This window comes from Acinetobacter equi, assembly GCF_001307195.1.
GTDB lineage: Bacteria > Pseudomonadota > Gammaproteobacteria > Pseudomonadales > Moraxellaceae > Acinetobacter > Acinetobacter equi.
Map to the genome: position 1 here is coordinate 2,334,403 of NZ_CP012808.1, position 12,124 is coordinate 2,346,526.

Consider the following 12,124-nt stretch of genomic DNA (forward strand, 5'->3'; position numbering starts at 1 on the left):
TAACACGTGAATTCTGATAAGAACTAAAGCTATAATGGCTTTAGTTTTTTATTTGTATATTTGGAGATAGCATGACTGTAGATGTCACTGAAAGCATTACTCAAACTGTTCATCCTGCGTTTCAGTTGGTACGTCAACACCATGTAGAAGCCTTAGATATTTTAGTCTCGGAATATCAACATAAAGTGACAGGCGCAGTACATTATCATTTGGCTACAAATCATGATGAAAATGTATTTTTAGTCGCTTTTCGTACACAACCGATGGATTCAAAAGGTGAAGCTCATATTTTAGAGCATACTGCATTGTGTGGTTCTGAAAAATTTCCTGTACGTGATCCATTTTTCTTGATGATTCGTCGTTCATTAAATACTTTTATGAATGCGTTCACTTCAGCAGATTGGACAGCTTATCCATTTGCAACTCAAAACAAAAAAGATTTTCAAAACTTATTGTCTGTTTATTTAGATGCGGCATTTGCAGCAAATTTAAATCCACTTGATTTTTATCAAGAAGGAATTCGAATTGAATTAGAAAATGGAGAGCCTGTATATAAAGGTGTGGTATTTAATGAAATGAAAGGTGCAATGAGTTCACCTTCAGATCAACTTTATCATCAGTTGGCGCGTCATTTATTCCCAGAAACAACCTATCATTATAATTCGGGTGGCGATCCTAAAGATATTCCTGACTTAACTTACGAAGAGTTAGTTAATTTCTATAAGTCGCATTATCATCCAAGTAATGCAGTATTTATGACTTTTGGTAATGAACCTGCATATGATTTACAAGAGCAATTTGAAACGTTAGCTCTAAATAAATTCCAAAAAGGTGAAACACTTTATTCAAAACCAGAGCGTCGTTTAACTGCTCCTGTAGAAGTGACCGAAACCTATGCGGTAGATGCTGAAGATTTAAAAGATAAGACGTATCATATTATTTCTTGGCTATTGCCTGAAGCAAGCAATATTAAATTACGTTTAGGTTTGCGTTTGGTTGAAGGTATTTTACTAGAAGATTCAGCATCACCATTACGCCATTATTTAGAAACATGCGGTTATGCACAATCTACAGGTCCAATTATGGGCTTGGATGATTCTAATTTTGAAATGACATTCTATTGTGGCGTACAAGGTTCTAATCCTGAGCATGCCCAAGCATTTAAAGAAGGTGTATTTAACGTTCTAACAGATGTTGCATCTCAGCCTGTAGATTCTGCAATGGTCGATGCAATTTTACATCAAATAGAATTACATCAACGTGAAATTAATGGTGATGGTACACCATATGGTTTAAGTTTGATTTTAAATGGCTTAAGCAGTGCAATTCATCATTCAGATCCTGTTCATGTGTGGGATGTTGATACTGCAATTGAACAAGTTAAAGAAGAATTAAAGGATCCAATGTGGTTATCTAATTTAATAAAAACTTATTTATTAGATAATCCACATCGTGTGCAAATGACTTTAGTTCCTGATGCAACAAAATCTGCTAAAGAAGCTGAAGCTGAAAAAGCACGTTTAGCTGAAATTGGTAAAAATCTGACTGAAGAAGATAAAGCTGAAATTATTGCTCAAACAGAAGCATTAAAAGTTCGTCAAGATACACCAGATGACTTAGATTTATTGCCAAAAGTGGGTTTACAAGACGTACCACCAGCAATGCAAATTGTGCAAGGTCAATTACGTGAGATCATTTCTAATCGAATTGATACGCCATTAAATTTATATCATGCAGGTACTAATGGTATTTATTATCAACAAGTGTTGATTAAAATTCCAAATGAAATCGTACAATCACCATATTTCAATTTACTTTCTATTTTGATGGGTGAAGTTGGTGCAGGTGAATATAACTACTTAGAACTTCAACAGTTGCAAACAGCTGTTAGTGGTGGTTTAGGTATGGGAGCATCTTTACGTTCAAAAGTTGATGATAAAAATCAAATTAGTGCTTGGTTAACATTAACAACCAAATCTTTAGTCAATAACTTTGAAGCAATTCGTTTATTAAAAATTGCTTTTGAGCAATTAAGATTTGATGAAAAAGATCGTATTGTTGAATTATTACAACAACGTAAAACACGTTGGGCTTCACGTATTTCTGGCTCTGGTCATAGCTATGCAATGCAAATTGCTGGACGTAATCATAGTGCATTAGCATTACGTGACTATCATAATACAGGTTTAGGTGCTTTAAACTGGTTAAGCGATTTAGTTACTCAAATTGAAAAAGATGATGCTGCATATGATGCGTTAATTAATGAGTTAAAAACGATTCATGCATTATTGTTGCAAGCACCAAAACAATTCTTATTAGTTTGTGAAGAACAGCAATCTGATCGTTTAGTTGAAGAAGTTCAAGAAGTTTGGGACAAACTTGCTATTCCTGAGGTGACTCAAGAATTAACTAAGGTTGAAGTTGCTGATACAGATTTAGATGAAGCATGGCTAATTCAAGCCAATGTTCAATTCTGTTCATCTGCATATCAAGCTGTGGAAGTTTCTCATCCTGATGCTGCACCGTTAATGGTTTTAGCCGCATACTTAAGAAATGGTTTCTTACATAGTGCCATTCGTGAAAAAGGTGGAGCTTATGGTGGTGGTGCAAGTTACGATGGTAATGCATGTTCATTCCGCTTCTATAGTTACCGTGATCCACGATTAGCTGAAACATTTAATGATTTTGAAGCGAGTGTTGAATGGTTGTTTAATGTTGAACAACAACCACACCAACTTGAAGAAGCTATTTTAGGTCTGATTGCAAGTATGGATAAGCCAGGTTCTCCAGCAGGTGAAGCAATTACAGCATGTTATGCATATTTACATGCACGTACACCAGCTTTTAGAAACTTGTTGCGTGAACGTTTATTGGCTGTTAATTTAGGTGACTTGAAACGTGTGGCAGATCAATATTTACGCACACAAGTGCCTGTAAAAGCAGTCGTTGCACCTATAGCTAAACGTGAAGAGTTATTGAATTTAGGCTTTGATATTAAGCAAGTCAAGTAATTCAGTTTTCCTGGAAATAATTTTGATGTTCAAATCTTATAAGCACACAATACCTTTGTTGTGTGCCACGGTTCTGTATTGTTCAATTGCACAGGCACAAGAAAATGTCGCTGTGCAAAATGCTGAGGCTTGTGCTGAAGTTGTGTCAAATGCTGAACGTTTGGTGTGTTATGACAAAGTATTTAAATCGAATAACACAGCTGTTGAAAGTTTAGAGGTTTTTGCTCAATCACAGTCAAATACTCAGCAAGAGCCTGCTATGCAAGTTAAATCGGACGTTATGGTGCCAAAACCATCAACAACCTCTTTACTTGATCAACGTTGGGAATTAACAGAAGAGACAAAAAAAGGAGTATGGCATATTAGTCCATATCAACCTGTTTATGTTTTACCTGTATTTTGGACAACGAAGAAAAATGAATTGCCTTCAAGTCCAAATCCTAGAAACACAGTTTCAATTGATGAGAAAAATGATTTAAATTCAATGGAATCTAAGTTTCAGATTTCTATGAAAACTAAAGCATTGGAAAATATTTTTGGCGATAATGGTGACTTGTGGTTGGGATATACACAGTCATCCCATTGGCAAGTTTATAATTCTGAGGATTCTAGACCATTCAGAGCAACTAATTATGAACCTGAAGCAAGTTTAATGTTTAGAACAAATTATAATATTCTAGGCTTAAATGGTCGTTTGCTTGGGGTTGGTTTTAATCATCAGTCTAATGGTAGTGCAGATCCGTATTCTCGTAGTTGGAATCGTGTGATCTTCAATTTAGGATTTGAACAAGATAATTTTGTTTTAATGGTTCGTCCATGGTTCAGAATTCCTGAAAAAAATAGAGATGATGATAATCCAGATATTATCGATTATATGGGACGTGGTGATATCACTGCATTTTATAAATGGCGAGATCAAGAATTTTCATTAATGTTGCGTCATAATCTAAAAACGGGTAGTGATGCGCATGGTGCAGCACAATTCGACTGGGCATTTCCAATTTCAGGCCGCCTAAGAGGTCATGTGCAAATTTTTGACGGTTATGGCGAGAGCCTTATAGATTATAACCATCGTGCAACTTACTTTGGTTTAGGCGTATCATTAATTAATTGGTATTAATGCCTATTGATGTTGATTTCAAATAAAAAGCCATTCAAATGAATGGCTTTTTATTTATTAAGCACTTAACCCACTTGAATTTCTGTTTGTGGATGTTGGATACGAGATTTTTTAGGTGTTGCAATTAAATAAGCCAATGTGAGGGGACCTAATCGACCTGCAAACATGAGTAGCATTAGTATACATAAACTTGAGTCACTTAAACTTTCGGTAATTCCTCGTGATAGACCAACCGTACATGCTGCTGAAACAACTTCAAAAAGTAGATCTAAGAAACTTTGCTTTGGTTCTAAAATAAGTAAACTTAATAGACCTAAGAAAATCAGACTGACCGTAATAAAAATCACAGCTAGGGCTTTAAAGGTTGTGTGGCGTGGGACTGCATGATTAAAGATTCTTAATTCAGGGCTACGTCGTAAAAAGGTAATCACACTTAATACAACAATAATAAATGTTCCGACTTTAATACCACCTGCAGTACTTAAAGATCCGCCACCAATAAACATAAGTAGCATAGTCACTAAAGAGGAAGCTTCTGTCATATCAGATAAATTAAGGCTATTAAACCCAGATGAGCGAGGAACAGTTGCTTGGAACCAAGCATTGAGTGCTTGATCACCTATTGACATTGGTGCAAGTGTATATGGGTTAGATGCTTCAAGTGCCCAAATAATGATAAATGAGATTAAATTAATCCCTGCAATCGTTGTTAAAATCAATTTACTGTTTGGTGTTAAAGTCGACCATCGTTTTGCTCGTTTAATATCCATAAGGATAATAAAACCAATCCCTCCAATGATATAAAGCATACTAATAGTGAAGGTAATAAAATACTGACCTGAAAAGCTCATCAAACTATTAGGAAATAGTGAAAATCCACCATTATTAAAAGCTGAAACACTATAAAAAGCAGCATAAAAGAAAGCTTGAAGAAAGTTATAATCTTCCATCCATGCGATTGTTAAAATTGTTGTTCCAATTGCTTCAAAAAATAAAGAATAAAGTAATACACCTTTAATGGTAAAAGATACACGATTTAAGCTTGTTTGACCAATGACTTCTTGTGCCATTACTTGCTGTTTTAGTCCCATTTTATTAGACAAACTCAGTGCGGCTAAAATGGCAAATGTCATGAAGCCTAAACCACCACATTGCAATAAAAGCATAATGATGACTTTACCAAAAACAGTATATGTTTCACCAACATGGACAACCGATAGTCCTGTGATTGTCACTGCTGAAGTGGAAGTGAAAAGAGCATGCATCCAGCTTAAATCACCGCGATGAGCAAAAGGAAGTTTAAGTAATAGGGTGCCAATAACAATAAAGCATAAAAAACCAAGTGCTAATAAGCTAGGTGGGCTTAAATTAACAATCCGAGATTCATTATTCTGATAAAAATTATGCTTAGCTTTCATTTATATTACCTTACGGTAAAAAATATTTAGATAATCTGCGAAGATTTTCCAATAAGCCTTCTACCACAAGAATATCTCCTTGGAGTAAAGCTAAGTTTGGATCGGGATTAAATACAAGATCATGTTCTCTTTTGTGTAAAATTGTTTTTACTTCAGGGACATGATCCATGACTGTATGTAAGCGAATGCCTTGTAAATTTTCTTTTATTTCAACTTTTACGATGTAGTGGTTATCGTCTAAAGACATATAACGGCTAACCATGGGATAACTTAGAGACTGTGCAATTCGGACTCCCATATCTTCTTCAGGATGTATGATTTTATCTACACCTAGATGAGTCAAAATCATATGATGAGCTTTAGACTTTGCTTTTGCCCAAATTTTTTGTATGCCTAAATTTTTTAAATGTAATACGCAAAGAATACTAGCTTCAATATCTTCACCTATTGCCACAACAACAGCATCACAATTTTGGATATTTAACTCATCAAGAACATGTTCATCTGTTGCATCTGCAATTGCAGCATGAGTAATGAGCTCAGATATGTTCTCTACATTTTTTTTCTCTGAATCAATACCAATGACATCATGGCGAAGATTTACTAATTCTGTTGCAATGGTTGCACCAAAGCTTCCTAAGCCAATTACTGCGAACTGTGCCATTCAATATCCTTTAAAGAATGATGGAAGAATTTTGTTGTTGGTTATTATCGTATATTCATATTGAATATTAAATGAATATTAAAAACAATCTTATTTATTTTATAGACGGTTACACCATAAATTGATTTGAATAAAAAGTACGACTTCTTTATTATATGCTTAATGATAAATATTAGGCATTTTAAATATTTTAATGTGACTTAATTTACAGTTTTTCTTAATTTAAAAGTATGAAATAGATCCCCAATCTCATGAAAATTAAATCTAAAGTTTTAGTGCTCTGTTTGAGTAGTTTTTTATTAATATCTTGTTCAAAAAAAGAAGTAGCAAATGAACTAGATTATAATGAACCATCGGTTGATACATCTCAAATTGTAGCAGAAGAACCAACTGTACAACAAAGCTCCAATGAACCAACGAAGCCAGATTATATTTTAAGTACTGATGTTAGTTTGGAAGAAAAAGCTCGCCGTATGGTACGTGAGGCTTCTGTTCAATTTATAGCAAATGATGTTGTAAAGACAGCTTTAGCGATTGATAAAATGACATTCGAGGCTGGTGGATTTGTCGAAAAGAAAAATATTGATTTCCATGTTTTAGATGTTAAATCTCAAAGCATTGCTGATGGTAAAATTAAAATCTTTGAAAAAGTGAATCCAGTTGCGATGATTACAGTTCGCATTCCAAGTGAAAAAGCAGCTGTATTTGTGAATCAGTTATTACCACTCATGACATTTTTAAATCAACAACAATACAAAGCAAAACGTTATGAATTACAGCTATTAGAAGAAAAAATTTCACAGTCACAGACTATTCCAAGCAATACTAAAAATCTACAATTATCTGAAATTGCACGTTTAACTCAAATGGAAGTGCAAGACCGTGTAAGATTTAGTACGATTAATATTTATATCTCACAGCCTGCAATGATTCGTGAACGTATTGATGTAGATGTGGATGCTGTAGCACGTTTAAATGGTGATCAATTCTTTACGAGAGCTTGGAGCGGTATTCAATCGGGATGGCAATTTATACTTGATCTATTGGTCATTCTATTAACCATTTGGCCACTTTATATTGCGATGTTTATTGCATATTTCGCATTTAAATTTTTAAATAAATTATTTAAGAAACTAAATTAAGCCTTATCAAATAAAAACCACATAGCTTAAATATTCATGTTTATGCTATGTGGTTCAAAATTTAAATATAAGGCTGAATCATAGCGCGAACATTGGTTTTAGCCTCAATTACAGTCATAAATGTATATGCACCAATGAATTTACGGCTAATAAACATAAATTCCTTTGGTGGAATTGTGAAATAACGTGAAGCCATTGATTTTGAAGCTCTTTGCATAACTCGACTATGTAATTGGCTTTTTTTCCAGTCATAACGATTATACTCATCCATAACACCTTCAGGTAGATCTAGATTATTTTCCTTACAACTAAATGCTTCTGTCGCCAATAAAAAGACTTTAGCCATATCTGGTTTAATACTTTCAGGAATAGAGTCAAAAAACTCATAACCCGTCATCGCTTTCACCATCATATCAATATCATGTGCATATCCCGCTTCAATAAGATGACGAGCAACCAGTAATAATTGTTGATCAAATTGACGAATTGCACCGAAATCTAGAAGAATAATTTGATCTTCTATCTCTGCACCATTCCCTAAACGAACTAAGTAGTTCCCAAAGTTTGGATCTGTCTGCATTTCACCCCATTCGAAAATTTCCCGAACAGCAATTTCTAAAGATGCTTCACCGAGTTTATTTCGACGCTCTTGAGGTAAAGAGAGCATAACAGGGCTATTAATTGGTACACCACGCTCAAATGTCATGCATAAAACTTGATTCGTAGAATAATGATCGATAATTGTTGGAACAATATAGCGAGAATCATTTGCTAAGCGCTCTTTGAAGCGTCGGGTTGTATTTGCCTCAATATGATAATTTACTTCTCGGTGCATCATTTCACGAACTTCATCGAACCATTGATCAAATTCCCGAGTTTGAGGCACCATTCGTGTAAGTTTCAGCATATTTTTAAATAGATTCATATCGGAATCTATAGCATCTGCAACACCAGGATATTGAACTTTTAAAACAAGCTCTAATCCATCTGATTTACGTGTAGCTCTATGAACTTGAGCAAGAGAAGCTGTTCCTAAAGGTTCTTGATCAATAGTTAAATCATCCAATTTTGAACCTAATTGGGATTGTAATTGCTCATAAATAGCAGGCCACTCAAGAGCTACCGTTTGATTATTCAGTGTGTTTAATGCTTGAGTAATTTCTTCTGGTAAAAAATGTTCGCCATATAGCGCCATCATTTGTCCAATTTTAACAATTGACCCTTTAAGTTTACCAATTTCAGCAACAAGATAATCTGCTTGATCCTTCATTGCCTTTTTACGAATTTTTTCTTTTTCATCTTCACTAGAAAATAGGGAAGTTGCACTAGAGGCTGCCCAACGTGTACCTGCGAGGAAAGACGCTTTAGCAATTGATAAACGTCGATCCATAGCGGATGTTTTGAGTTGTTTGAGCTTATCGTGCTGATCTGACATGAAGACAACGTCCTTAAAAAAGCAGTGTGCTGAAAACATTAATTGTAATGGATATTACAGGGTCTGAGCGTATTAAAAAAGTTTAAGTTGCTGAAATAAAAGTTGACTTTAACTAATTTTGATCAAATAGCCTAAGTAAATCAAAAAATTACATACGATATTGCACTTTTGAAATCGATTTACTTTTCAATGATGATTTATTATTTTCAATAAATTCGACAATCATTGCTTTAACAGGAGTTGATTGAAATCCCGCAGAGTAGCCTTTGACAATAATAATGCTAGGTAAGTTAAAGAATAGATATTTGGCATCTTCTAAAGAAGCATTTTGAAATACCTCTTGTTCAACTAAAAGATTTTTAAAAAATATCTTCTCAAGAATGACATGCTTTGAAAGGGTATCATCCCAATAGTTTTGGCGAATTGCCATCAAATTATTGTGTTTATAGCTCATCACTAAAATTACAAAATCAAAGGAGCTATATAATATGAGGATAAATTAAAAGATTGCAAATGAGAAAATGAAAGGTTCATTTTAAATTTATTACAAAAATGAACCTTTAAATATATTAAGGTATCACTTGAAATGAAACGTTATTAATATCAATTTTTTTAGGAATCAATTTTTCCTGTGCAAATCGATCTGCAATTTTTTGTTGAGATTTTAAAACTTCCTCATTAATAGGGTGAATAAGTGAAGGTTGAAAACGTTTATTAATCACTTGTTTTGTAATTTTTTTATCTAATCCAATTGTATTTGCGTAATTTGTTAAGGCTTTTTCAGGGTTCTTGACAATCCAATATGCAGCATCATTTATAGCTTGAATAAATTGATTGATTGCAAGAGGATTTTTTTGAACAAAAGTAGGGTTTGCAATAATAAAACTATAAGAATTGCCAAAAGGTGTAGAATCTGTAAGAACTTTTGCATGACCTGTATCTAAAGCAACAGATAAATAAGGTTCCCATGTTACCCATGCATCAATCGTTTTTTTATCAAATGCTGCACGTGCATCTGCTGGAGGTAACCAAATAGGGATGATGTCTGTCCATTTTAAATTGGCATTTTGAAGAATTTTATCTAATAAATCATGTGCACTAGAGCCTCTTTGTAAGGCGATACGTTTGCCTTTTAAATCACTTAAATTCTGAATTTGATCATTATTATTTGCTGTAATAATAGCTTGTGTTTTAGGATGACTTTGTTCATATGCAACGTAACGTAACTCTTTATCTCCAGATTGTGCAAATATTGGAGGAGTATTTCCTACACTTCCAATGTCAACAGAGCCTGCTGATAATGCTTCTAACATTTGAGGACCTGCAGGAAATTCTTTCCATTCTATTTTTGTATTTGGAAAGTATTCTTTTAACAAATTATCCTCAGATTTTAATGTAATAAGATTAAGATTACCTTTTTGAAAACCAATGACAATTTTTTCTGTAGGATGATTGATGTGTGCTGAAAAAAACGGAGACTTTAACTTGGTAAACTACACATACTCATCAGGAGTTTACCATGAGCAAAAAACAAAAGATTTATACAGCAGAATTCAAAGCTGAAGCAATCAAAGCTATTGATTCAAACAATGGCAATGTTTCAGAAACAGCACGACTGCTTGGCATTTCAATGCAAACCCTTTCAAATTGGTACAACAAAGCAAAAGCTGGAAAATTAGTAGGCACACAACAATATTCACCTGATCTCGTTGCTCTTCTCGAGGAAAATAAAAAACTGAAGCAGCAACTTAAAACCGCTGAAATGGAAAGAGAATTTCTAAAAAAAGCAGCAGCGTACTTTGCCAAAGAAAGTCAGTAAAGTACGCACATATGAAACAGCAAAAACATGCATACTCAGTCACTATGATGGCTCGGTTACTCCACGTTTCAGTTTCTGGATTTTATGAATGGTTAAAATATGGCTTAAGTAAGCGGGTTATTCAGAGAAATCATCAAACAATATTGGTTAAAATTGCTCACCAAGAAACCAATGAAAGCTATGGTTATATTCGTTTAACCAAGTACTTACAGGCACAAGGAATAGAAATTAGCGAGTATGCAGTTCGTTGTATTAAAAAACTTAATCAGCTGTATTGTAAGCGGCATAGGCGTTTCAAAAAAACAACTCATAGCGACCATCAACGTACGGTTTACAATAATTTGTTAGAGCAAAATTTTACAGTGACTGCTCCAAACATTGCATGGGTAAGTGACATTACATACGTGTGGACAGCTGAAGGATGGCTGTATTTAGCGGCTTTAAAAGATCTTTGCAGCAAACAAGTAGTTGGGTATAGCTTGAGTGAACGGATGACGTCACAGCTCGTTTGCAATGCACTGAGCATGGCGATTCGAAATCATAAACCCTCTCAAGACTTGATTATTCACTCTGACAGGGGCAGCCAATACTGTAGTCATGAATATCGAAAGATACTTGAAAAATATGGATTTCAGGGATCAATGAGTAAACGCGGTGATTGCTTCGATAATGCTCCTATTGAGAGCTTCTGGAGAATATTAAAAAATGAATTGGTTCATCATCGCAATTATAAAACAAGGGAAGAAGCTAAAGCAGATATTACAAAATACATAGAGCTATTTTATAATCAGCAGAGAATTCAGAAAGGATTGGACTTTAAGACACCAAATCAAATGGCAGAAGACTTTTACAGGATGGCTGCCTAGAATTTCCCAAGTAGAAGTGTCCTGTTATTTCAGCACACATCAGATTATCTTCTTTCTGAGTGACTGTACGACCTGTACTATTATTACAACCAGTAATCATGACTGAACTCAAAAATATACTGCTAAATACTTTTAAATAACGTTTATAACTCATCTGTTCATTCTCATTTATCTGTTTTTATCTTATAAAAGTAAGAAGGAATACTGTTCTAAAAATATCTATAAATTTAAATAATAAATATCATTAAAATTTGATATTCCTTACACTTTAAAAATGATCATAAGTAGAGACTTTAAACTTTAGAATGATTAAATATATATAATATTATTCATTAATATCATATATATAGTTAAGTTTTTGTTTTCATGATTTTTAATAAATGAAGAAAAATATATATTTTTTAGCGATAAAAATTAGTAGTTCAGCAGATCAATATCTTTTTTATAAATACAGAAATAGCCTAAGTAAAATTAAAAAATTAGTAAAAAAATCAACATCAAATTTAAATACATTTATTCATATAAAATACTTCACAACCTTCATTTTTCATCAAAAATATACATATAATACTCATATCTAGTCAAAATAATGCTCATATAAGTATGATGAATAAACTATAACCATATAAAAATAAAGAAATAAAAGTTA

9 protein-coding genes are annotated in these 12,124 nt (G+C 33.6%); 4 read left to right on the forward strand and 5 right to left on the reverse strand.

The genetic code is table 11. The annotated features are described in order from the left end of the window. Positions 1-71: 71 nt before the first annotated feature. The gene (locus tag AOY20_RS11160) at positions 72-3,011 is read left to right on the forward strand and encodes an insulinase family protein (protein WP_054581932.1); all 2,940 of its coding nucleotides are present in this window, start codon (positions 72-74) and stop codon (positions 3,009-3,011) included. Positions 3,012-3,033: 22 nt separating this feature from the next. Then, the gene (locus AOY20_RS11165; RefSeq protein WP_054581933.1) at positions 3,034-4,131 is read left to right on the forward strand and encodes a phospholipase A; all 1,098 of its coding nucleotides are present in this window, start codon (positions 3,034-3,036) and stop codon (positions 4,129-4,131) included. Between the two features lie 65 nt (positions 4,132-4,196). Here the strand turns inward: AOY20_RS11165 and AOY20_RS11170 are convergent, their stop codons facing one another. Further along, on the reverse strand, positions 4,197-5,549 hold the full coding sequence (locus AOY20_RS11170) for a TrkH family potassium uptake protein (protein ID WP_054581934.1): 1,353 nt from the start codon (positions 5,547-5,549) through the stop codon (positions 4,197-4,199). 10 nt (positions 5,550-5,559) lie between these two features. Further along, positions 5,560-6,213, reverse strand: a complete 654-nt coding sequence (locus AOY20_RS11175; RefSeq protein ID WP_054581935.1) for a potassium channel family protein — start codon at positions 6,211-6,213, stop codon at positions 5,560-5,562. Between the two features lie 251 nt (positions 6,214-6,464). Here AOY20_RS11175 and AOY20_RS11180 point away from each other — a divergent pair, with 251 nt between their 5' ends. Then, positions 6,465-7,355 (forward strand): DUF4349 domain-containing protein, encoded by an 891-nt coding sequence (locus tag AOY20_RS11180; RefSeq protein ID WP_054581936.1) that lies wholly within the window; start codon positions 6,465-6,467, stop codon positions 7,353-7,355. 61 nt (positions 7,356-7,416) lie between these two features. Here the strand turns inward: AOY20_RS11180 and AOY20_RS11185 are convergent, their stop codons facing one another. The 3 genes from AOY20_RS11185 to AOY20_RS11195 form a co-directional block, all read right to left on the reverse strand. Continuing rightward, positions 7,417-8,790 carry an ABC1 kinase family protein gene (locus tag AOY20_RS11185; protein WP_054581937.1) on the reverse strand — a complete coding sequence of 458 codons (1,374 nt, stop codon included), beginning with the start codon at positions 8,788-8,790 and terminating at the stop codon, positions 7,417-7,419. 148 nt (positions 8,791-8,938) lie between these two features. Then, complete coding sequence (locus AOY20_RS11190) at positions 8,939-9,244, reverse strand: hypothetical protein (protein ID WP_054581938.1); 306 nt, start codon at positions 9,242-9,244, stop codon at positions 8,939-8,941. A 115-nt stretch (positions 9,245-9,359) separates the two neighbouring features. Continuing rightward, the gene (locus AOY20_RS11195; protein ID WP_081403393.1) at positions 9,360-10,247 is read right to left on the reverse strand and encodes an aliphatic sulfonate ABC transporter substrate-binding protein; all 888 of its coding nucleotides are present in this window, start codon (positions 10,245-10,247) and stop codon (positions 9,360-9,362) included. A 62-nt stretch (positions 10,248-10,309) separates the two neighbouring features. Between AOY20_RS11195 and AOY20_RS11205 the strand changes: the two genes are divergently transcribed. Then, positions 10,310-11,475 (forward strand): IS3 family transposase gene (locus AOY20_RS11205; RefSeq protein WP_144424762.1). Its coding sequence is split into 2 segments (ribosomal slippage): positions 10,310-10,577 and positions 10,577-11,475, totalling 1,167 coding nucleotides; the frame shifts between segments, so codons are not numbered across the junction. Positions 11,476-12,124: the final 649 nt, after the last annotated feature.